Source organism: Halostella limicola (genome assembly GCF_003675875.1).
GTDB lineage: Archaea > Halobacteriota > Halobacteria > Halobacteriales > Natronoarchaeaceae > Halostella > Halostella limicola.
Genome location: NZ_RCDI01000002.1, coordinates 669,952 through 691,005 on the forward strand (window position 1 = coordinate 669,952; position 21,054 = coordinate 691,005).

At 57.3% G+C, this 21,054-nt stretch carries 19 protein-coding genes; 7 read left to right on the plus strand and 12 right to left on the minus strand.

What is annotated here, in order from left to right; genetic code table 11:
* Nucleotides 1–131: 131 nt before the first annotated feature.
* Both D8670_RS11330 and D8670_RS11335 read right to left on the minus strand, forming a co-directional pair.
* The gene (locus tag D8670_RS11330) at nt 132–557 is read right to left on the minus strand and encodes a toxin-antitoxin system TumE family protein (protein WP_121818598.1); all 426 of its coding nucleotides are present in this window, start codon (nt 555–557) and stop codon (nt 132–134) included.
* Nucleotides 550–1,119, minus strand: a complete 570-nt coding sequence (locus D8670_RS11335; protein ID WP_121818207.1) for a DUF7342 family protein — start codon at nt 1,117–1,119, stop codon at nt 550–552. The genes D8670_RS11330 and D8670_RS11335 overlap by 8 nt, the downstream gene beginning before the upstream one ends.
* Nucleotides 1,120–1,710: 591 nt before the next feature.
* Between D8670_RS11335 and D8670_RS20930 the strand changes: the two genes are divergently transcribed.
* Both D8670_RS20930 and D8670_RS11350 read left to right on the plus strand, forming a co-directional pair.
* A complete protein-coding gene (locus D8670_RS20930) occupies nt 1,711–2,046 on the plus strand; it encodes a DUF5615 family PIN-like protein (RefSeq protein ID WP_162994270.1) in 336 nt (111 codons plus the stop codon).
* Nucleotides 2,047–2,218: 172 nt separating this feature from the next.
* Nucleotides 2,219–3,151, plus strand: coding sequence for an ArdC-like ssDNA-binding domain-containing protein (locus D8670_RS11350; RefSeq protein WP_121818210.1), 933 nt, complete (start codon nt 2,219–2,221; stop codon nt 3,149–3,151).
* Between the two features lie 39 nt (nt 3,152–3,190).
* On the opposite strand, the gene D8670_RS21935 is transcribed toward D8670_RS11350, so the two are convergent.
* The gene (locus D8670_RS21935) at nt 3,191–3,349 is read right to left on the minus strand and encodes a DUF7563 family protein (protein ID WP_449272252.1); all 159 of its coding nucleotides are present in this window, start codon (nt 3,347–3,349) and stop codon (nt 3,191–3,193) included.
* 925 nt (nt 3,350–4,274) lie between these two features.
* Here D8670_RS21935 and D8670_RS11355 point away from each other — a divergent pair.
* Nucleotides 4,275–5,600 carry a Cdc6/Cdc18 family protein gene (locus D8670_RS11355; protein WP_121818211.1) on the plus strand — a complete coding sequence of 442 codons (1,326 nt, stop codon included), beginning with the start codon at nt 4,275–4,277 and terminating at the stop codon, nt 5,598–5,600.
* A gap of 308 nt (nt 5,601–5,908) precedes the next feature.
* On the opposite strand, the gene D8670_RS11360 is transcribed toward D8670_RS11355, so the two are convergent.
* The gene (locus D8670_RS11360; protein WP_121818212.1) at nt 5,909–7,093 is read right to left on the minus strand and encodes a trans-sulfuration enzyme family protein; all 1,185 of its coding nucleotides are present in this window, start codon (nt 7,091–7,093) and stop codon (nt 5,909–5,911) included.
* Nucleotides 7,094–7,295: 202 nt separating this feature from the next.
* Between D8670_RS11360 and D8670_RS11365 the strand changes: the two genes are divergently transcribed.
* Nucleotides 7,296–7,616: an antibiotic biosynthesis monooxygenase family protein gene (locus tag D8670_RS11365; RefSeq protein ID WP_121818213.1), complete on the plus strand. Its 321-nt coding sequence runs from the start codon at nt 7,296–7,298 to the stop codon at nt 7,614–7,616.
* A gap of 367 nt (nt 7,617–7,983) precedes the next feature.
* Here the strand turns inward: D8670_RS11365 and D8670_RS11370 are convergent, their stop codons facing one another.
* The 4 genes from D8670_RS11370 to D8670_RS11385 all read right to left on the minus strand — a co-directional run bounded on the left by D8670_RS11370 (nt 7,984) and on the right by D8670_RS11385 (nt 10,392).
* On the minus strand, nt 7,984–8,337 hold the full coding sequence (locus tag D8670_RS11370; RefSeq protein ID WP_121818599.1) for a DUF7344 domain-containing protein: 354 nt from the start codon (nt 8,335–8,337) through the stop codon (nt 7,984–7,986).
* 199 nt (nt 8,338–8,536) lie between these two features.
* Entirely contained in the window at nt 8,537–9,334 is a 798-nt protein-coding gene (locus tag D8670_RS11375; RefSeq protein WP_121818214.1) for a TrmB family transcriptional regulator, read from the minus strand.
* A gap of 238 nt (nt 9,335–9,572) precedes the next feature.
* On the minus strand, nt 9,573–9,824 hold the full coding sequence (locus D8670_RS11380; protein WP_121818215.1) for a HalOD1 output domain-containing protein: 252 nt from the start codon (nt 9,822–9,824) through the stop codon (nt 9,573–9,575).
* A 79-nt stretch (nt 9,825–9,903) separates the two neighbouring features.
* Nucleotides 9,904–10,392: an Lrp/AsnC family transcriptional regulator gene (locus tag D8670_RS11385; protein ID WP_121818216.1), complete on the minus strand. Its 489-nt coding sequence runs from the start codon at nt 10,390–10,392 to the stop codon at nt 9,904–9,906.
* A 355-nt stretch (nt 10,393–10,747) separates the two neighbouring features.
* Here D8670_RS11385 and D8670_RS20935 point away from each other — a divergent pair, with 355 nt between their 5' ends.
* The gene (locus D8670_RS20935; RefSeq protein ID WP_162994271.1) at nt 10,748–11,236 is read left to right on the plus strand and encodes a hypothetical protein; all 489 of its coding nucleotides are present in this window, start codon (nt 10,748–10,750) and stop codon (nt 11,234–11,236) included.
* A 192-nt stretch (nt 11,237–11,428) separates the two neighbouring features.
* Complete coding sequence (locus tag D8670_RS11390) at nt 11,429–14,485, plus strand: PAS domain S-box protein (protein ID WP_121818217.1); 3,057 nt, start codon at nt 11,429–11,431, stop codon at nt 14,483–14,485.
* Nucleotides 14,486–14,490: 5 nt separating this feature from the next.
* Here the strand turns inward: D8670_RS11390 and D8670_RS11395 are convergent, their stop codons facing one another.
* Together D8670_RS11395 and D8670_RS11400 are read right to left on the minus strand one after the other, a co-directional pair.
* Nucleotides 14,491–15,357: an alpha/beta fold hydrolase gene (locus tag D8670_RS11395; RefSeq protein ID WP_233752229.1), complete on the minus strand. Its 867-nt coding sequence runs from the start codon at nt 15,355–15,357 to the stop codon at nt 14,491–14,493.
* Between the two features lie 389 nt (nt 15,358–15,746).
* The gene (locus tag D8670_RS11400) at nt 15,747–18,032 is read right to left on the minus strand and encodes a copper-translocating P-type ATPase (protein ID WP_121818218.1); all 2,286 of its coding nucleotides are present in this window, start codon (nt 18,030–18,032) and stop codon (nt 15,747–15,749) included.
* 670 nt (nt 18,033–18,702) lie between these two features.
* On the opposite strand from D8670_RS11400, the gene D8670_RS11405 reads away from it, so the two are divergent.
* On the plus strand, nt 18,703–19,578 hold the full coding sequence (locus D8670_RS11405; protein WP_121818601.1) for a DNA-binding protein: 876 nt from the start codon (nt 18,703–18,705) through the stop codon (nt 19,576–19,578).
* Between the two features lie 585 nt (nt 19,579–20,163).
* Here D8670_RS11405 and D8670_RS11410 read toward each other — a convergent pair.
* Nucleotides 20,164–20,724 (minus strand): TATA-box-binding protein, encoded by a 561-nt coding sequence (locus D8670_RS11410; protein WP_121818219.1) that lies wholly within the window; start codon nt 20,722–20,724, stop codon nt 20,164–20,166.
* Between the two features lie 105 nt (nt 20,725–20,829).
* On the minus strand, nt 20,830–21,021 hold the full coding sequence (locus D8670_RS21830) for a hypothetical protein (protein WP_375137274.1): 192 nt from the start codon (nt 21,019–21,021) through the stop codon (nt 20,830–20,832).
* Nucleotides 21,022–21,054: the final 33 nt, after the last annotated feature.

The following is a 21,054-nucleotide window of genomic DNA, read 5'->3' on the forward strand; positions in this document are numbered from 1 at the left end:
ATCGCTATATTCGATATAGTTTTATATAAAATTATATACAGCAGAACCAGATGAATCGCCCACGGCGGACACGGCGATGTTTTCGTCAGAGATTCTGGGTGGATCTCCCGTCTTTCAGTGGAGGGGAAACGTCATTCCCAAAAAGCCTGCACGCGTTCGTCGAGGTCGCGCAATACGCGAGCGAGTACGTCACGCCAATCCTCGCTATACTCAGCGTCGTTTGCTGGGGCTCCTGCCTCAGGTGGCGGATGAAAATGCCCTCTCGTATTGTGGTCGTTTGGATGTCTGTCCCATCTACAGTCCCACGACTCACCGCTATCATATTGCTCCGAGTAGTGGATGCAGAAGTCATCCGTTTCGAACCACCGTATCCGCAGATACGCTCGTTCGACGGCTGCCGGAAAATAGCCCATTTCGTAGTCCGTAATGACCGAGTTCGGTGCGTACTCCGGATGATACGCGACCGCTGCGATCCGGCTACTCCCTTTCAGGCGACGACCGATCCGTTCGAGAACGTCGATATCGATCGCACCGACGTCCTGCTCGTCATCAGGCATCGGCGCGTCCGTCCCGTCCACCGGGCACATCCTCATCGCGGCGAGCGGCATCCAACAGTTCCGCACGCTGCTCTAGCGTCTTCCACTCAGAGAGTGCCTCCCAGACCTCTTCGACTGGTGTCTCGCGACTCGCATTGACGAGTGATACTGCGTCCGGACTCTCAGCGGCGAACCGCGCTTGATACTCCTTGAGCGCCTCCACCGTCTCCGTGAGTTTCTCGACGATTTCCGTTGCCGAATATGCATCACGGAGCCGCTCTACTCGCCGCCACCGAAGATACGACTGATTCCGTTCGTATCGGACGGGTCGCCCCGAATACTCATGTACGATTCCCATCGCGGCGAACCACTCCAGATAGTCCCGCGCGGTCTCCGTATCACAGTTTGCACTCTCTGCTATCGTCGAGACCTTCGTCGGTTCACGCAACTGCACGACAACGTCGAGCAGTCGCTCTCTCGTTGGACCGCCTTTTAGCTCGTCTTCAGGTGCGTTCAACTCATCGAAATCAGGCGGATCCTCGCTGACGTCGCGAACATCATCTGGGACGTCGGTCAAATCCATGCGCGTGTACCTCCGTACTCGTACTATCGCGGCTACAGTAATATATCTGTGGACAGCTGAATTATTTCAGCATAGAGCGTGGGCAAGCCCATCACGGTTATTGCGTGGGAGGAGAGGCATCGGCGGCCATAGTCGATATCGTAGGAAGCCGGTGCCCGTAGATCGGCCAGCAGCGATGATCTAGAGAGCAGTGTTTGTATGCGTCTCCACGGGTGGAGACGCCAATGAATAACTCGAAGAACGTGACGGACGATGGACGACTAACGCCGCGACAACGACTCGCGACGCAACCTCGATTACTCCGAGCAGGGATCACGACGATCTCCGATATGGAGACGCTTCGGGCGTGCGTCGCCTACGAGAACACGCACCGAAACCGGCTTCCGGTGCTGAAACGGCTACAGCAGCGGGCAGATGAACTGCGTAATGACGAGAGCAGTAGGTGATGATCTACTTTATGAGGCGGACGACAGCTCGTAGAGTAATATGTTCTTCAGTCGTAGAAGGATGCATGACCGAGGTTCCGATGGACGAGGTGAACGAATCTGTCCAATCGGAGTGGATGGATAACTCGACGCCGTTCGAACGAGTGTGGGCCGTAATCAAGCGCACTTACCACCCGCAGTCAGTGTCCGAAGTGACTTCCTCCTCGCCGGAAACGGCGAGCATATCCGCGGTGAACTCGGGCGAGGAGCCGACGACGAGACCGATATCCTTCCGTACGCACGAGAACAGGATCTCATCATCGTCACGAGCGACGTGACGGATTTCGGGCCGGTACCCTCCGAAGCTCACGCAGGCATCGTGCTTCTTTACGACGACGCGATGCCCGCATACCGTGTTGCATCCGGACTGCTTGCGATGGTTGATGCGTACGGCAACCGTGCGGAGTTTGGTGGCCGTGAAGAACTCGATCCGTGGGCCTGACGAGCGTCCATCACTTCGGCTTCCAGCCATCCACGCCATTATCGCTTCAACAGGGCGCTCCCTTGTTCGACGAAGTGACGAACAATCTCTGTAAGACGAGAGAATTCGTCGACGTTTTTCTGCCCCAGAAGGGTGCGGGGCAGTCCGCATCCGGGCTGCTCCGGACATCATCATGGCGACGAGTGACGACACCACGGTGTCTTTCGGCGAATCGAAGACCCGTTCCGACGAGATGCACAGTACGATCGAAGCGTGGATCGACGACCTGGTCGACCTCGTCGACGAGGCAGCGGCGAGCCAGCAGTTCCAGGAGTGGCTCGACGTCCAGAGTCGGTTCCACGACTACTCCTACCGGAACACGCTCCTGATCAAACTCCAGCGTCCCGACGCGACGCGCGTCGCGGGGTATCGGACGTGGCAAGAAGAGTTCGGTCGCCACGTCAAGGAAGGAGAGTCGGCCATCTGGATCTGGGCACCGATCATCACGGAGCAATGCCCCGAGTGCGGGAATTCGCTGTCGTACCACGACGACGGTGACTGCGAGTACGACGAGACACCGCCCGAGGAGTGGTCCGACGGCGTCGTCGGGTTCAAGCCGATCCCCGTGTTCGACGTCTCGCAGACCGACGGCGTCCCGCTTCCCGATCTGGATACCGAGGCAGCAGGTGACGGCACGGAACTGGTGCCCGCGCTGCTGGATGTCGCCGACGAACTGGGCGTCGACGTCCGCGTCGTTCCCGCGAGCGACTGGTCGCACGGCGACGCCGAGGGCGTGTGTCGACAGGACCACTCACCCGGGGATCGTCCCCTGGTCGAGGCGAAAGATCGGGAGAACCGCGCCGACCTCGCGGCGACACTGATTCACGAGTACGCCCACGCCGTGCTTCACGTCGGTGCCGACATCGTTGACGAGACGGCGCGGTCGAAACGCGAGGTCGAGGCCGAAGCCGTCGCGTACGTCGTCGGCCGATACTTCGACCTAGATACGAGCGGGTCGGCGTTCTACCTCGCTGCCTGGCAAGACGACGATACGGAGACGCTCATGGATCGACTCGGCCGGATCAGTCGGACCGCGAGCGAGATCATCGAAGTCGTCGAGGAATAGAGTCGTAAGCGCGTCCCACGACCTCGACGAAAACACCGTTTACTGGATGATCGATGGCGTCTTCCCTGTTGCCGATACCTTCGTGATCTCGTCGGGAGGGAGACAGTGTACACAACCGTAGATCGTCTCCTCGTTGTCTCCGAACACTCGGGCGAAGGACGCTGACACCATCTCTCCGCAGTTCTCGCAGTTTGGCATTCTGAACACCTATTTGTTACAAGTTAACACACACACCAAGGTTGTATATAGCTTTATCGGCGACGTACTGGAGAGAACGGCGGCGATAACTCACGGTGCTCGCTGAGTCATATGCTTCAGTGCATGCGTTTCGTCCGTAGCGTCCTGCCGGTCGACAACACGGACAGGGGAGAAGTTGGAAAAGAGTGGGGTTCCGGTACCGCGCGGTTGTTTGAGTGCCCCACCCACCACCGTTTCAGGAATTTCGGCGTTGTCGTAGATGACTGACGATGTTCGTCAGCAGAACGAAGGGAGACACACCACCGTTTCATGAATTCTGGGTCGTCCATTGGAGGGGAAACGCTGCAGTTCCAAGGCACACACCACCGTTTCAGGAATTCGATTCCAAGTAGCGGCCAGTCACCGCTGTGAGTCCCCCACCACCGTTTCAGCAACTCCTCGATGCCGGATGACACGTACTGCAGTTCTGCCGAGCAGATACACCCCTGTTTCAGGAATAGATCTCGGAACTGTCGGGGAGGACGGCTGTGTTATCGCTGTGTGAAGTACACTGTGAACGGGACCCACACCACCGTTTCAGCAATTCCAACGGACTGGTGTCTATATAAAGAATCATACAGTGAACGTATAGAGACTCTAGATGAGTGAGTGAGACTCTCATTCCCTGCCTTTACTATTCCTAGACGAAATCGTTATAATATAGTATAATAGCCAGTTTCACCGTTTGTCAGGTACAGTCACCCGTAACGACTGGTATCGTCAGTTTCTGGGTTTTCTTCCCACGTTTTGCCCACCCGCCTTCTCAGGCCGGAATTGCTGAAACGGTGGTGTGGGTGTGGATCGCTGCAGGTGGGACACCTATTGCCGTCTTCCCCGTCATTCCTGAAACGGGGGTTTTATTGCGCCCGGGGCAGGTATCCGTTCCATGACCCAGTTCTCGGACACCTCTCCTATCTTTGAACGCGAGGAGGTTCTTCGCGAGGAATACCGCCCAGACGATCTCCCGGAGCGAGAAGACGAGATGGACGACCTCCACATGTCCCTCGCACCAGCCGCGCGGGGCGTCGGTGCCAACAACGTGTTTCTGCACGGGAAAGCGGGACAGGGAAAGACTGCGACTGCCAAAGCGAAACTATCCGAACTCCAGGTCCACGCAGAGCAGGAATCGGAACATCTCGATCTCACCACCTGCTACGTCTCCTGTGAGTCACACGATCTCTCGACGTCGTACAAGACGGCCTCTCGCATCTATCAGGAACTCACTGGCGACAGCCGCCCTACGGGGTACGCGACTGACGTGGTGATGGACATGATGTTCGAGGCGATGAACGAGATCGGCGGCACCATCATCATCGTCCTCGACGAGATCGACACGCTCGGTGACGACGACCGGATCCTCTACAGCCTCCCGCGCGCTCGGGCCCAGGGGGACGTCGACGATCACGTCTTCCCGAGCATCATCGGCATCAGCAACGACCTGCAGTGGCGGGACAATCTCAGTCCGAAAGTCAAGAGCTCGCTCTACGACGACTCCGTCCTGTTCTCGCCCTACGATGCGACTCAGCTCCAGCAGATCTTGCGACGGCGAGCGGCCAAGGCGTTCCGACACACGGAGATCGTCCCCGCGGACGAGGTGAGTAAGCGGACTGCACAGCACGGGAACGTCGTTGAGATCGACAACTCCGCGGACGAGTACCTGTTCCGAAGCGACGTCCTGACCGACGACGTGATTCCCCTGATCGCCGCACTGTCGGCGCAGGACACAGGCGACGCCAGACAGGCGATCAAGTACCTTCGGAAAGCCGGCGAGCTGGCGGACAAGAACAACGCGGACCAGGTGACTGCCGAACACGCCCGCAAAGCACAGGCCCTCGTCGAGCGCGAGGCCGTCGTCGAAGCCATGCGCGAGATGACGATGCAGGCGCATCTGGCACTCGCCGCCCTTACCGCGCTGGAGCTATCCGGGGACGCGCCCGTCCGTGCCAAGCCGATCTACGGGATGTACAAGAACATCGCCGCCGAGGTTGATATCGACAAACTCGGCCAGCGGCGATTCAAGGACCATCTCCGAGAACTCGACATGCAGGGCATTGCCGACGGCGAAAAGGTGGCTGCAGGATCGATCGGTGGCCCGGCGTGGGTGTATCAGTTGCAGGTCGACACCGAGATCGCCGTCGAAGTTCTCAAGGACACGCCGCGGTTTTCGTCGCTCGATTTCCGCAGCGTCAGCGCCGACCGTCTGCGTTCGTAATTGGCCATCGACATACTATCGTACTCTAGAAAGCTAACTTCAATTATATTATTGGAATATAGTGATTTCATAGTTGTTGGTTTCGTCTGATAGCTCGCTCTGGATAGAGCATTTGTTCAGCTCCGAGGAGTCTAGTAAGGGAGAACCGAATCGGTACATACAGGCAGACGATGTAACGCGACGGATTAAGATCTACCCGCCACCTGCCAAGAATCGCCTGTTGAATTCAGAGGGTATATTCAGCAGTCTGGAGTTAGTTTCCGCGTTAGCCAGGTCAGTAAACAGGGTACAATGAATCGTCGGTGACCTTACGGTAGCGCCGTCCGGAGATCCTTGCAGAGGTCATCGGCGTCTTCGAGGCCAACGGAAACCCGGACCAACGTCTCGGGGATCTCTGCTGACTCCTCACTCCGACTGAACTCTTCGGGGAGCATCAGTGACGGCACCTCGATAAGGCTCTCGACCCCACCGAGACTCGCGCCCGGCGTGAACACCTCAAGGCCCTCAACGAACGCCTCAAGTTCGACGAGTGATCCGTCGAATTCGAAGGACAGCATCCCGCTATACCCGGACATCTGCTCTCTTGCAAGCTCGTGTTGCGGGTGGCTCTCAAGCCCTGGATAGTGAACTCGACCGACTCGCTGGTGGCGTTCAAGGAACTGGGCAACTGCCATCGCGTTCTTCTCATGGTGTTCCATCCGCGCGGGCAGCGTCTTGATGCCTCGCGCAACGAGGTAGCAGTCGAATGGCGATAGCATATTTCCAAGGCCAACCTGCTGCGCGAATGCCAATTGCTCGTAAACCTCCTCGGTGTCAGTAATGACAGCACCGCCGATCGAGTCAGAGTGGCCGTTGAGATACTTGGTGGTGCTGTGGACAACGATGTCGGCACCCAATTCAAGTGGCGCTTGGTAGTACGGACTCGCAAAGGTACTGTCCACGCCGAAGAGGATATCGTGGTCATCGGCGATGTCGGCTATCGTTTGGATATCGCACAGCCGAATCAAGGGGTTAGATGGTGTTTCTGCCCATATCACATCAGTATCCACGGTGACGGCATCGGCGACGTTGTCGGGGTCACGGGCGTCAACAAAGTCGATGTCAACGCCGATCTGTCCGGCCATGTGGTCCGTGAGCAGTTTTTCGGTTCCGCTATAGATGGAATCCGAGCAGACGACGTGGCCTTCCGGTGGGACCAGCGACAGCATCGTCGTCGATGTAGCGGCCATTCCGGAAGCGAACGCCAACCCATGCTCGCCACCTTCAAGGCGGGCTAACTGCTTTTCGAGGGCTGCCCGAGTCGGATTACTCTCCCGTGAATAGTCGTGTTCATTGGCGTCCTTCCCGCTGGCCCACTCGAACGTCGTCGAGAGGTGAATCGGCGGGACGACGTCGTTCGTTCCATCCCTGTGAGGATGCGGCTGGGCGTCAGCTGTGCCGACTGCAATGGTTGCGAATCGACTTCCATCGGACTGACTATTGTGTCGTGTCATTGGATATTCACCACGAGACCCGCTTGGATCCGATTTTGAGGGTGTTCATAGGAATGTTCTCAGTTGCGAAGGATAGGCGTGAAGTTCCCAGCGAAAGTGGCCAGAAACCCAACCCGACTTTGATGTGGGTCAGCGAGTTGTTAGTTGTTTACCGTTGTACACTCCGGGGGAAGCGTCTTGCGTGAACAAGTGAATAATTCTGATGTATTTGGTAACGTTCCGCCTCGCTCCGGGCGAGTACGATGCGGAGTTTCATGAGTTGAATGACGCGATACAAGCGGCTGCCGAGGACACGGAGGGATATCTGGGCAAGCAGACGTGGCATGCACCGGATAGTGAGGAGGTTCTTGTCGTCTACTACTGGGAGTCGTTGGACGCAATTGAGTCGTTTGGAGCGGATTCGGATCATAAACGCGCGAAAAATCGGTGGACAGAGTGGTACGATGCGTATGAGATCACCGTTACGGAAGTCATTGAGACGTATGGGAGCGGGTTCGGTGACGACGCGAGCCCTCTCGCGTAGGGGTCACTGACTGATTTTGATTAGTGAAGTCTGAAAGCGGATAACGAGTTCCTCCCTGTATCGATCAATTCAGTGGCTCCCGATCGAGATCTCCTGTTCCTGCAAAATACACGTCCTCTATCAGCACTACACCGAGAACATCAATGATATCTGGAAGAATCTCCAGCGGTATGTTCGCAAGTTCACTAAACAGGTATCTCACTTCATAATATCTCAATATTTTCTGTACGGGAGGATGAGGTTTTCTCCTACATACTGTCCAACTCTTCGCGCAGAACCAGACAAGGTAAGAGTGCAATTATCGGAAGCTAATGTGTCTCCAACTGAGACTGGGGCTAAGTGGTATATACAGCTTTGTGTACGGATATTATGTGGAAGACGGTGTCAAGAGATCGTCTGGAGGCCACGTGCCTAATTCCTCAGCCACTTCAAATAATTGATCTACACACTCTTTCTCAGTCAGGGCCACATCTCCGTCCCTCCAACTTTTCTTGATAATTTCTCTCTCCTCCAATAGAGGCAGATGTTCATGGACCAACCGGATTTGGGCACGGTGGACCTCTTCCTCACTAATTGATTCAGGATCCACTCTATATCTCCGGGAGGATACTTGCTCAGAGAGTTTCTTCACAGAGATCGCTTGATTCCTTCTTACCAACTCATGGAGCACAATCTGTCGGTCAGCACTGGCCAGCACTCTGAATACTTTCACCTCCTCCATAGCAAGAATCACCGTACACAACAGGTTCCAAGCGCAAAGACGCCGTGCCCAAAGTCATTGGGTCATGCGTCACAACGCCGGTGATACGAAATGAACCGTATCTCGTAGTACTTCGTTAAGACATTCATATCTCTACTTCTCATCTAATTCATGACGATAGTGACGGAAAGAAGTGGACAAGATCGGTCCATACAGAGATTTAATCACCGGATTCTGAGGAGAGGGAATCGAGTCGCCAGGAGAAGATGGTCCGCAGCACCACGACGAGGCTGTTGCGCTCGCCCGTCCCCCAGATGCCCGTCTCGTGGATGCTGTTCGTCGCCTCTTGGTCAACGAGGACACTCACAAGAGCGGTTCGCTTGTCAGTGATGAGCAGGCTTCCGGCTCCCTCATCGGACCACGCCCACAGCGTCTCGAAGAGTTCAGCCGAGGGAACCCGCTCCTGAATCTGGGTCTGAACGGGCTCGGAAAGCCCCGCGAGATAGATGTCGACGTCACGCTCTTCGGCCGCCTTCAGGTGGTCGAGGTGGTCATCGGTCAGGAGTTCGTCGACGGTCATGTAGATGAGTTCGTCTTCAGCGTCGTCGATAAATTCGAGGAGTCGATTGGTGACGGCCTCGTGACCCGTGACCGTCCACACCCCAAGTTCCTCGGGCGGCTGGGTGGCGGGTTCGAGGTGTTCGAGCAGTTCGCTCAACTCCGAGATAATGTTTTTTCGCTGGAGGTCGAGCTTTCGGAGGGCGCTCTCTCGTGACACCGGCGTGAATTTCTTGGGCGACGTGTGTTGGATATCGACTAGTCCAACCTTGTGGAGGGCGTCAACCGCGTCATAGACACGGGTGCGGGGCACGTCGCCGACGTCTGCAACATCCTTTGCGGTACCAGCCCCGAGTCGAAGGAGATAGACGAACGTGTAGGCTTCGTACTCGCTGAAGCCGAATTCTTTGAGCAAATTGGCACACTCATACTCGAGTTGCTCGGTCGGCTTTCCCGCCATGGTACCTCATACGATGCAGTACCGGAAAAGGAAGGTGGCAGTTCACTCCCAATGGTTTTCGGGAACTCTGTGTTGAAACGGGTATCCCACACCGAATGATACGTACTCCAGACGCAGGGGCGATTCAGTGCGCTACCGTTGAAAGAATCGTACGGTTGATCGGATCATATAGAGTATGTATACAGCAAAGTATTACATATTGAAGTGTTTACATCATCGATTCTCTACCCGATCGTGGTTATGTACCGTGGTATTTGACCGAAACATACCCATCAGAGAAAACACTCACCTCACACCTATTATAATTGAAAACGACCTTCCCAACTGCTTGATCGTTGGCGAACAAGTTCTCCAATGCGTCAAGGTCGATTACTTCGTAGAGCGAAGGAGTGAGTTTCAGAGGGTCAACGTCTTCTGCTTCGGCAACTGTCTTAACTACCTCATTGCTAACATTACCGACGTGTGCTGTTGCGGACTGTGCTTTGACCATATACCACTGTAGTCTCTCACCCTCCTTTAACCTGTTGCGATATTGATAATTTACAGAGTGACTTAAGATGGACTGGAGATTATCCAGTGTCGTCCTCACCCGCAAACTCCTCCCCGAAGTGGTTGTAGGGGTTGGTTCGTTCCTGTTTCATCATCTCCATCCGCTCAATATCGACACCGAGTGAGTCCAGAGTTTCAAGGGTATCCTCAACGTCATCTGATGTGAGGCCCACTACTTCCAGAGACAGGTTTTCGTTGTTAGTCAATAGCTCCCGAATGCTTACGATACCGGAGACCTCCATAAGATCGTCCATCATCTTCTCTCGGTCTTGGAGGGGGACTGTCGCAGTGACGAGGAGGTGATGACCTAATCCCGTTTCACTGTAATTGATAATTGGGTGATAGCCGAGAATAACGCCACGCTCCTCAAGACTGTTAATTCGATTAGCGACGGTGCTGGATGAAACACCGACTTTCTCAGCCATATCCTCGGTCGTGTTACGCCGGGCGTCCTTCTGAAGAAGATACAGAATGCCTTTATCCACGTTGTCGAGTTCCTCGGAAACCATCTTTAGACTATAGGGGTCGCAACGGGAAATGGATTTTCACAGTAGTCAACACACGCCGACCTCGCCGATTGCTGCCGTGTGTTTTTACCCAGCATTGAATAATACTATTGTGAACAGTCCTACTCGAAGGGGCTGGATCCAGAGGATATGTCGTGCGAGATACGCCCTGTGTATCTTGCACGTTTATCGGAACACCCCCTTGAACTGGTAGAATTCACGGCGGTCAATAAGCAGCTCTACTTCTCAGCTAATTCACTACGGTAGGGACTGAAAGACGCCTAGAGAGCCGATTCATACAGAACGTGCATTTCACAGAAGCAGAAAGGATTTATCGAGTGATATTCTGACTGGAACCATGCCCTCCACCCACCTTCGAAGAGATGTTGTTCACTTCTGTGGGGTCGCGCTCGGCCTCGGAACTGCGGGCTGTCTCGAGGATTTGCCAAATGAAAACGGTTCGCGTGAAACCAGCACAATTCAAGCACAGTCAACGACATCCGAACGAACGACGATCGCGGCGGGTGACGTATCAGACGAAGAAGCGAAAGAACGCGCTCTGACTGCCGAAGAAGAATACCTTACCGAGCAATTTCAGAACGCGTCCTGTCTCTCGAATTGGGGAACATCCCCAACTACGGTGGGTGAACAGGCGACTATCACCGAGCGGTCCGCAGACGGGGTGTACGTGGAAGTCGTTCATCCATTCTCCTATTCGGCGGAACAGACGGAGGCAGAAGGGGATCCTCGTGTACGTGAAGAGGCAGATGGGGGTTCAAATGCACTCTACCTCGTTACTGCCGACAGTATCGAGCGTGTCCGTGGCGATAACATCGCACCCTGCTAAGTTCGTAGCGCTACTAAAGAGGTCATTCTCCACAGATCCATTCTCAATAATCTCCCAGTGGAGATCGAGCTGGTGTCCGTTTCTCAACGGAGAACCGGACAGGTGAGTGTGCCTGTATAGAAACCTAGGAGCAGTTCCGGACCCGACCAGTACACGACGAACTTATCCCACCTGAGATCCACCACTGGTCGTATGAGCGATCAGGCCGGGAATACACAGAGAGGATTCTGGGCGGACGCTACCGGCGAGCTCGCACTTGATCGCTACTCCACAATCGTCAATATGGTGGACGACGGCATCTACCAGCTTGATTCCGAAGGGCGGTTCGTCGCGGTCAACGACACCATCGTCGAGTTAACCGGCTACTCCAAGGATGAACTTCTCGGCGAGTACGTGTCGCTCGTGCTTGCCGACGAGGACGTCAGTCGTATCCAGCACGAGATTCACCGACGGCTTACCGATGATGACCGCAGAGATGAGCCGATCGAGTTCACGGCCCGGACGGCTGACGACGACTCGATCCCGTGTGAGCTGGAGCTGCAACTGCTCGTCGAGGATGGAACGTTTCAGGGGTCGATGGGAGTCGTGCGTGACATCACCGGACGCAAGCAGGAGGAGCGCAACCTCCGACAGGAACGCGATATCGTCGAAGGGATCGTCGAGACTAGCCCCGTGGGGATCGCGGTCGTCGACGCCGACGGCGAGGTGACGTTCGCCAACGAGCGCGCCGAAGAAATTTACGGACGCTCTCGCGACGAACTCAGCGAGTTCTCCCACGATGATACTCGCTTGGACCTCGTCGAAGAGAATGGGGACCCGCTCGAAACGGGGGAAATGCCGTTCAACCGCGTCGTCACACAGGAAGAGGAGATACACGATCAGATCCTTGGCCTTCGCAGACCCTCTGGTGAGCGCGTCTGGGTGTCAGTCAACGGCGCCCCGCAATGGAACGAAGACGATGAACTCGAACGGGCCGTGTTCGCCTTCGAGGACGTCACCAAACAACGCGAGAACGAGCGCAAGCTCGAAAAGAGCGAGCACCGGTACCGAACACTCGTCGAGAACTTTCCGAACGGATCGGTGGGCATGTTCGACGAGGACATGCGGTACACCGCCGTTGGCGGACAGCTCCTCGATAGTCTCGATATAGAGCCGGAGGACCGAATCGGGAGCACCATCCACGAGCTCCATCCGGACGACCTCGTCGAACAGATTGAGCCGTACTTTCAGAGTGCACTCGAAGGAGAAGCCGATACCTTCGAGATCGAGTTTGGGGACCGATACCTCTACGCACACGCTCTCCCCGTCAGGGACGCCGCGGACGAGGTGTTCGCCGGTATGCTCGTCGTCCGGGACGTCACCGAGCGCAAAGAATACGAACGCGAGATAGAGCGGAACAACGAACAGCTTGAGACCCTGTTCGAGGTGCTCCCAGTCGGTGTCGTCGTCGCAGAGGACGATGGGGAGATCGTCGCGGCCAACGACAACGCACACGAAATTTGGGGCGGAGACGTGTTCGATGCAGACTCTGTAGCGGAGTACGAACAGTACCCGGTGAGATGGGCCGACTCGGGTGACCGGGTCAAACCCGAAGAGATGACCCTGGCCCGTGTGATCAACGGCGAAGAGGTGACCGACCCCGAAATCTTCGAGATCGAGGCTACTGACGGCGAGCGCCGCGTCGTCGAAGCGGAGGGCATGCCGATCCGGGACGAGACCGGCGAGGTCGACCGTGGGGTCATCACTCTGAGTGACGTCACTGAACGCAGAGAGGCCCAGCGCCAGCTTGAGGAATCTGAACGCCTCTACCGAACGCTTGCCGAACACTTCCCGAACGGTGTCGTCGGCGTCTACGACCACGACCTCCGGTACACACTGGCGGCGGGTGAGAAGATCGGTGACCCAGCGCCCAGCGCAGAGGAAGTCGAGGGGACGCGAATGCCGGATCTCTACCCCGACGACGCCGTGGCCGACCTCGAACCACTGTTCCGGGCCGCTATCGAGGACGGTGAAACCGGGAGTATCGAAACCGAGGTCGTCGGTCGGCATTGGCGCGTATGGGCCACACCACTTCGGGCCGACGACGGCGAGATTTTCGCTGGTCTGAGCTTCGCTCAGGACATCACCGAGCGCAAGCAGCGTGAACGCGAACTCGAACGGACGCTCGACTTACTCGAGCGGACCGAACGTATCGCTGATGTCGGCGGCTGGGAGATCAATCCGGAGACGCAGGACGTATTCTGGACCGACCATATCTTCGACCTTCTGGAGGTGCCCGGCGACGAGGAACCACCGCTGGACGAGGCGCTGGACATGTACCACGAGGAAGACAAGCCGAGGGTCGAGGCGGCCGTCGAGGAAGCGCTCACCTCGGGTGATCCCTTCGACATCGAGGTACGGCTCCGGACCGTGGCCACTGGCGACGTACGCTGGCTCCGGTTACAGGGAGTCCCGGAGACCGTCGACGGCGAAGTCGTCTCGTTCCGCGGGGCAGCTCAGGACATCACAGAACGCAAACAGCGCGAGCGACGACTCGAAGAGCTAATCGACCGGCTCGAAGAATCGAATGAACGCCTCGAACAGTTTGCCTACGCCGCATCCCACGACTTGCAGGAACCCCTGCGGATGGTGTCGACCTACCTGCAGCTGATCGAACAGCGCTACGGGGAGGTCCTCGACGAGGAGGGCGAGGAATTCCTCGAGTTCGCGGTCGACGGCGCGGATCGGATGCGCAACATGATCGAGGGACTTCTCCAGTACTCGCGGGTCGAGACACAGGGCGACGACTTCGCGTCCGTCGATCTGGACGACGTTATCGCAGACGTCCGCGACGATCTCCAGGTCCGGATCGAGGAGAACGACGCCGAGATAACCGCCGACGAGTTACCCGTCGTTGAGGGCGACGGCGGACAGTTACGCCAGGTGTTCCAAAACCTGCTCAACAACGCCATCGAGTACAGCGGCGACGGTCCACCCCGGGTTGATATCTCGGCCGAACGAAACGATGGCCAGTGGGTCGTCTCGGTTAGCGATGAAGGGATCGGTATCGACCCGGCCGACGCCGACCGCGTTTTCGAGGTGTTCCAGAGCCTCCACGTGGACGACGAACACACGGGGACGGGAATCGGCCTTGCGCTGTGCGAGCGCATCGTCGAGCGCCACGGCGGCGAGATATGGGTCGACTCCGAACCCGGTGAGGGAGCGACGTTCTCCTTTACACTACCTGCGGCGAGTGACCAGAAGAGATAGACTCGCTATTCTGCCTCGATTGGGGTTCGATCCGTGAGGAACGTTTGAATTGTGCTGTTGAAGAATTCGGGGTTATCCCAGGGAGATGCATGGCCTGCGTCGGGGACTTCTTGGGCAGTCGAGTCGGGGATTTGGGAGGATAGTATCGGGGCGTGGCGGCTGATTATGGAGGTTTCGTGCTCCCCGTATAGAATGAGCGTCGGGACGGTGATCGAAGAGAGGTCGAGATCGGTAGTATGGAAGTCGGCGACCGCCTTGAGAGCATTCACGGCGTCCTCGGTATCCATATCCGGGAAGGCGTCGGTGCGGAGACTTGTGGTCTGATCCCGCTCTAGTTTGCGTCCGAACCATAGTATGAGACCCTTCGCACGGTTGTATCCAACAAGGCGAACGAGCCCTATCATGGCATTCACCAGCGTCGATCGCTCCATGCGGTCGCGCCGGCCGAGGAACGCTGGGGAGAAGGTGTCGGCGAGCACGAGCCCGCTAAGCTGATCCGGGTAACGACTTGCGTAAACCTGGGCGATCATCCCTCCCATCGAGGCCCCGCAGAGAACCGGACGATCGAGGCTCATCTCCGTTATAAATGCGTGGAGATCCTCTGCCAACAAGTCGATTGAATACGGTGTGTGCTGGGGATTCGTGGTGTTGCCATGGCCTCGAAGATCGTACGCAATGGCAGTGTATGTGTCACTGAACGCCTCTAGCTGTTGTGCTGCTGCTGAATGATCGGACAGTGCGCCATGTATGAAGACGATAGGTGGACCATCTCCGCTCACCTCGTAGTAGGTCTCGATATCGTCCATCTGAACGGTGGGCATCTCCCCCAACACTACGGCACTCTGCAAGATGAAGATGCCGTAGAAAACCACTGTGAAGTCTCGTTCCCCACAAAACACCACATACCGATACCACGCCACCTCCGTAGAATACACCAGACAATAGAACGCTGAATACGCAATAGCGGGATCGGACGAATGCCGACCTTGCAATTCTTCGTTGGGAGCCGCCCTCCAGTCATGCTACCGATGCACGAGCCGTTCCCGGATCACTTCATGATGAACTGAGTACAGGCACATTATGGGATATCGCAGACCAAGCACGATGGATTTTCAGGAATTCTGTGACTGGATTGAGCGGAATCGCTGAGTGAATCAGAACGCTTGGATCCCAGGTCCCGACGTTTGACCACCGGAGTCAAAAAGTATCGCTACCAGTGAGGCTTCCCCGACGTGTGCTCGTCGAGGATCGTTCCTGTGGTCTAGTCTGCCGGACGGGCCTGACCACCTACTGAGACGCCTGAAAGACTCGGTACGGAGAGGTCGACGCGCCGCAGTAACTGCGCGTTGATCGCGACGATGACCGTACTCAGCGACATCAGCAGTGCGCCAACGGCCGGCGACAGCAGAATCCCGATCGGAGCCAACACGCCCGCTGCAAGCGGGAGTGCGAAGACGTTGTATCCCGCGGCCCAGACGATATTCTCCTGCATCTTCCGGTAGCTCGCCTTACTCAGCTTCACCAGCCGAACCACGTCCATGGGATTATTCTGGACAAGGATGACGTCGGCCGACTGAACGGCCACGTCGGTGCCGCTTCCGATGGCGATACCGACATCGGCCCGTGTCAGCGCCGGAGCATCGTTCACGCCGTCACCGACCATTCCTACGAGCTTGCCCTGGTCCTGGAGTTCCTGGACTTTCTTGTCCTTGTCTCCGGGGAGGACCTCCGCGAACACCGTGTCGATCCCCAGTTCGTCGGCGACGGCGTTGGCCACGTCCTGAGAGTCCCCAGTCAGCATCGCTACCTCGATGCCCAGATCGTGGAGGGCGTCGACGACACGGAAACTCTCCTCGCGGATTACGTCGGCCATCGCGAAGGCGGCGATCAACTCTCCCTCGCGAACGAGATACACCACGGTCCGTGCGTTCTGGCCGGCTTCGTCAGCGAAGCGCTGGAGGTGGTCAGGGACCTCGCGATCGAGTTGGGGCAACAGATTCGGCCCGCCGACGTACACCTCGTTTCCGTCGACGGTCGCTCGGACGCCCCGGCCTTTGATCGCCTCGAAGCCGGACGCGTCAGGACCGGTGATGTCTCGCTCTTCGGCGGCCTCGCGGATGGCTCGTGCGATCATGTGTTCGGAGTCTCTCTCGACGGCCGCCGCCAGCGCGAGTGCGTCGTCCTCGTCGACGCCGTCGACAGTCGCCATGTCGACGACGCCGTGCTCACCTTCGGTGAGCGTCCCCGTCTTGTCGAAGATGATAGCGTCCAGATTCCGTGCCTCCTCCATGGCTATCCGATCACGGACGAGCATTCCATTGCGAGCCGCGAGCGACGTATTGATCGCGACGACCAGTGGGATAGCGAGTCCGAGCGCGTGCGGGCAGGCGATGACGAGCACCGTGACGACGCGCTCGACGACCGTTGCGTTGAACGACACCGCGATTGTCCACGCGATTGCTGTCACGCCCGCCGCCGCGACGGCGACGTAGAACAGCCAGCCAGCGGCGCGGTCGGCCAACACTTGGGTTTGGGACTTGCTCTGCTGGGCTTGCTCGACCAGTCGCATGATCCCCGCGAGCGTCGTCTCCTCGCCCGTCGCACCGACGCGCACGCGGAGACTACCGTCGCCGTTGATCGTCCCGCCGATGACCTCGTCGCCGGGTTGCTTCGAGACCGGTTTCGACTCACCCGTGATCATCGACTCGTTGACGTCCGAATCACCCTCTTGAACGCTGCCGTCAGCAGGGACACTCGCACCCGGCCGGACGAGCACGAGGTCGCCCTCGGAGAGTTCACTAACGGGGACTTCCTCCGTCTCCCCGTCACCGGTGATCCGCTCGGCGGTATCAGGCATCAGCTTCGCCAGTTCGTCGACCGCGCTCGAGGCACGCCGCACCGATCGCATCTCGATCCAGTGGCCCAGCAGCATGATGTCGATCAGCGTTACGAGCTCCCAGAAGAACGCCGACTCCGTCGGGACGAACACGCTGGCGAGGCTGTAAACGAACGCGACGCTGATCGCCATCGAGATCAGCGTCATCATCCCCGGTGCCCGGTCTTTCAGCTCCGGGACCGCCATCTGGAGGAACGGGACACCACCGTACGCGAAGACGATGACCGCGAAGACCGGGTTGATCCACTCGCTCCCCGGAAACGCGGGGACGGAGAACCCGAGCCACTCCTGCAGTGTTTCGCTGTACAGGAGGACAGGAATCGACAGAAGCGTCGAGACGAAGAAACGCCGGCGAAACATCTGCTCGTGGCCTTCGTGCATCCCGCCATGACCCTCACCGTGTCCCTCGTGGGAACCGTGGCCGTGCCCTTCGCCCTCGTGTCCGGCGTGCTCGTGCTGCCCATCTAGAGCCGCCTCACCCTTCTCAGAAGTTTGAGCTTCGTCTTCCAGTAACTCCTGTTCGACTCGCTGCTCGTCAGACTCGTCTATCGTTTCATCGTGATCGCCGGGTCCGTGCTGGTGATGGCTACCGTCGTCTGGATGGGTATCTCTGTCTGCTACGTTCTCATTTGTATCCTGGGAGTCTTCCATGAGCCACTCTCTCTTGATGTGGATTCGCTAACTTCCTGAATGTTTGGTACCAATTAACATCTCCTAATCGTCTGTCCGGGCCCTGAGACTGTAGAGAAGGAATAGGGACGGCAAAATTGGAAGAGAACGTTCAGCGGTTTCTGTGTGCCTCGTGCTTGTGATGCTTCAGGTCGGGAGCGGTCGAGACAACCTTGCCCTTTCTGCGTCCGCCAGGACGGTAGATGGCTCGCCGAGCGACGCCGCCAGATGTTCAGATGCTACGGTACGGCTCGCCCCGCTCGCCGCTGCCGGCCGTCGCGGCACTCGGCACCGACCGTTCCGGGCGGGCTTTCCGCTCCAGTGGGTGCGGGTCCTGCCAGCCGTCCGGTTTGCCGCCAGCGGGTCTCCCGTTTCGGTTCCGGACTTCCGGAGGCTTCCGGAACGCGTCGCCCCGCGACGGACGTCGTTGCGTCGCGGGCGAAACGGGGACTCCGCTGGCCGTTTGCGACGGCCGGGTCGGCGCGCGGGGCTGGTCGTGTCCTCCCACACGGGCGCGCCGCTCGCGCCCTCCGGGCGCTCACGAAGGCGCGAGCGGCGCGCAGATGTGTCTATCGTCGATGGTAGTCTGAGAAACCGCGAGTGGAGTCGCGGTGTCGGCGCGGTGAGCGCCTTCGGAATCGGTGAGATTCCAATGTCACGTAAGAACCTACGCGGTAATCAAGTTTCGGACGAGACGGATAGCGAACAGACGACGCTCGCGCTGTACGAGTCGGCGGTCGTCGACGAAGTGGCCGAACGAGAACAGAACCTCCAGCCGACGGTTGAGCAGGAGATCCAAGGGAAGGTCGACACGAACCACCCCGACGCGAAGACATCGGGACTCACGCTGGAAGCAGAGGAACGACTGGAAGCGCGCGAACGGGAGATACGGCGGACACGAGAGCGACGAGAGCGGAACATCGAACTGAATCGGGAAGCGCAGACCCGGCTCGTGGCGAGAGAAGGATGTATAGAGCGGCATCGAGAGTTCCGGAAGCGCGCGGCGAGCGTGACTCCGTGGGAAGACCCGGACCGAGGCGACCCGAGAGCGGAACTGTCTCAGGAGCAGTTGGGGACGGTGAACAAGCAGGCTGTGCGGTTGGACGACGAACTCGACGGCTGGTCGCGGGCGGCGATCAGTCGGCGGTTGGCCGAGCGAGTCGCGGACGGCGCGGGCGTGCTGGGCGCGGTCGTCGGGACGAAAGAGGAACTTCAGGAAGCGCCGGGACAGGTGGTCCCGATTGGGAGGCTCGAAGACGTGAATCGACAATCAGTGAGCATCGAAGGTCGTGTCGAGACACTCTGGAATCCCTCGCATCCGAGCATCGCTCAGGTCGGCCTCGTCGCGGATGAGAGCGGGCAGACACGCGTGACGGTGTGGAAGCAATCGAGACAACCCTGGATGGAGGAAGGCGAACGCGTGCGCATCCACGGAGCGAGTAGAAACTGGTACGAGGGACGCGTCTCGGTAGCCGTCACTGGGTGGAGCACCGTCCTGTTCCCCGACCGCGGTCGGTGGTGGGAGTAGGCGGCGAGAAGCAGTTCTTTTTTGTTGTGTGCCGGTCCGACCCGGTCCCCACCGCCCCGCCCTCCGCTCCGTGCTCGCTTCGCTGCGCGCGCAGCCACAACCTCAATGCTGTTTAGAGGTCTCAGCGAATCACTCCCGAGAGAATAGCCGGTGATTCATTTGCCCCGAAGGGGTGCGGGCGCGTTCACCTGTCCTCCAGTTCCAGCAAGACGAATACGTACAGATACGTTTCGTCGAGCCGGGCACGTATCAAGTGAAACCCGGTGCGGAATACAGAAGTGAGTATGGTGCTGATCCAGAAACCTCCTTTGAGGACTACGTGAACCGCCACGATTGGCAGGAACTGAAAGAACCGCCATACTGGACGGATAAGACGCTGGCCGTGATGATTCCCCTGAAATGGGTGATACGGAGTTATCAACAATCCAAACTGGACAGAGGGGGATACAGAACCGGAGTAGATTTTCGGATGGTATACTGCACCAATTCGAAAAGGAGAAGGTTGGCACTACAAGTTAGGTTGGTTCCCTTTAACTTTCTATGGTTAAATAAATTCATGTATATAAGATAGTGTCTCGCCCGCGTTTATTCAAGAAGGTCGAGATCAAATAAACGAGATTCAACCCTATCAAAAGCCACCTCTGCATCCTCAGGCCGGCTACCGCCCGTAATAACGATTTTCCCACTGCCAAACAGAAGCACCACAACATCCATCTCCTCTAGACGATACACTAACCCTGGAAATTGTTCAGGTTCATACTCCACATGCTCCAGCCCGAGTCCAATCGCAATCGCATTAAGATTCAAACGGGAAGAAAGGTCAGCGCTCGAAACGATATTCTGGATCTCTACCTCTGGTTCAGCGGGGATCTCAAGCCCTAACCCTTGAAGCGTTTCAAATGTCAACGACACTGCTTCAGTCAAATCATCAATTGACTGTGCGCCAGTGCACACCACTTTCCCTGACCGGAAAATCAAACAAGTCGCCTTCGGCTCCTCGATTCGGTAGATAACTCCTGGGAACTGACCGGGATCATAGCTGACTTCATCCAGGTCATCTGCCAAGGTCTCTAAATCCAACTCCTGCTCAATACTACTGGATCCGACTACATTCTCGGTGGAGATAGTATCTTTCGGTGGAACCATACCCTGTTAACTACACATTCGGTTATCGCATACATATAGTAATGGTAGTTTCCGGAGAAGCCCTCTGCATCCGTCAAACAACCGGTTGAACCAGCTAATCCTGTTTCAAGTAGTACGCAGGTGGTCGGTACGAGGTTCGTAGACCTCGCCTAGCTGCTTCAACTTCTCAATCATCGCATCTATTTGTGAAGAACTCACACCTACTTCATTCGCTCTTTCCCTCAATACCTCAACAGGAGCACCTTCATCATGCTCCTCCTCAATATCCTGGATTAGAGCCTTGAACTGGTCGCGCAAATCACGTTCAGCCCTCCTCTGTTTCCACTACGT

Coding starts and splice junctions, on each gene's coding strand:
- D8670_RS11400 (WP_121818218.1), bottom strand. CDS start 18,032: ATGGAAGACTCCCAGGATACAAATGAGAACGTAGCAGACAGAGATACC.
- D8670_RS11390 (WP_121818217.1), top strand. CDS start 11,429: ATGAGCGATCAGGCCGGGAATACACAGAGAGGATTCTGGGCGGACGCT.
- D8670_RS11370 (WP_121818599.1), bottom strand. CDS start 8,337: ATGGAGGAGGTGAAAGTATTCAGAGTGCTGGCCAGTGCTGACCGACAG.
- D8670_RS11405 (WP_121818601.1), top strand. CDS start 18,703: ATGTCACGTAAGAACCTACGCGGTAATCAAGTTTCGGACGAGACGGAT.
- D8670_RS11410 (WP_121818219.1), bottom strand. CDS start 20,724: ATGGTTCCACCGAAAGATACTATCTCCACCGAGAATGTAGTCGGATCC.
- D8670_RS21935 (WP_449272252.1), bottom strand. CDS start 3,349: ATGCCAAACTGCGAGAACTGCGGAGAGATGGTGTCAGCGTCCTTCGCC.
- D8670_RS20935 (WP_162994271.1), top strand. CDS start 10,748: ATGCCCTCCACCCACCTTCGAAGAGATGTTGTTCACTTCTGTGGGGTC.
- D8670_RS11350 (WP_121818210.1), top strand. CDS start 2,219: ATGGCGACGAGTGACGACACCACGGTGTCTTTCGGCGAATCGAAGACC.
- D8670_RS11365 (WP_121818213.1), top strand. CDS start 7,296: ATGTATTTGGTAACGTTCCGCCTCGCTCCGGGCGAGTACGATGCGGAG.
- D8670_RS11330 (WP_121818598.1), bottom strand. CDS start 557: ATGCCTGATGACGAGCAGGACGTCGGTGCGATCGATATCGACGTTCTC.
- D8670_RS11375 (WP_121818214.1), bottom strand. CDS start 9,334: ATGGCGGGAAAGCCGACCGAGCAACTCGAGTATGAGTGTGCCAATTTG.
- D8670_RS11335 (WP_121818207.1), bottom strand. CDS start 1,119: ATGGATTTGACCGACGTCCCAGATGATGTTCGCGACGTCAGCGAGGAT.
- D8670_RS11380 (WP_121818215.1), bottom strand. CDS start 9,824: ATGGTCAAAGCACAGTCCGCAACAGCACACGTCGGTAATGTTAGCAAT.
- D8670_RS11360 (WP_121818212.1), bottom strand. CDS start 7,093: ATGACACGACACAATAGTCAGTCCGATGGAAGTCGATTCGCAACCATT.
- D8670_RS11355 (WP_121818211.1), top strand. CDS start 4,275: ATGACCCAGTTCTCGGACACCTCTCCTATCTTTGAACGCGAGGAGGTT.
- D8670_RS11385 (WP_121818216.1), bottom strand. CDS start 10,392: ATGGTTTCCGAGGAACTCGACAACGTGGATAAAGGCATTCTGTATCTT.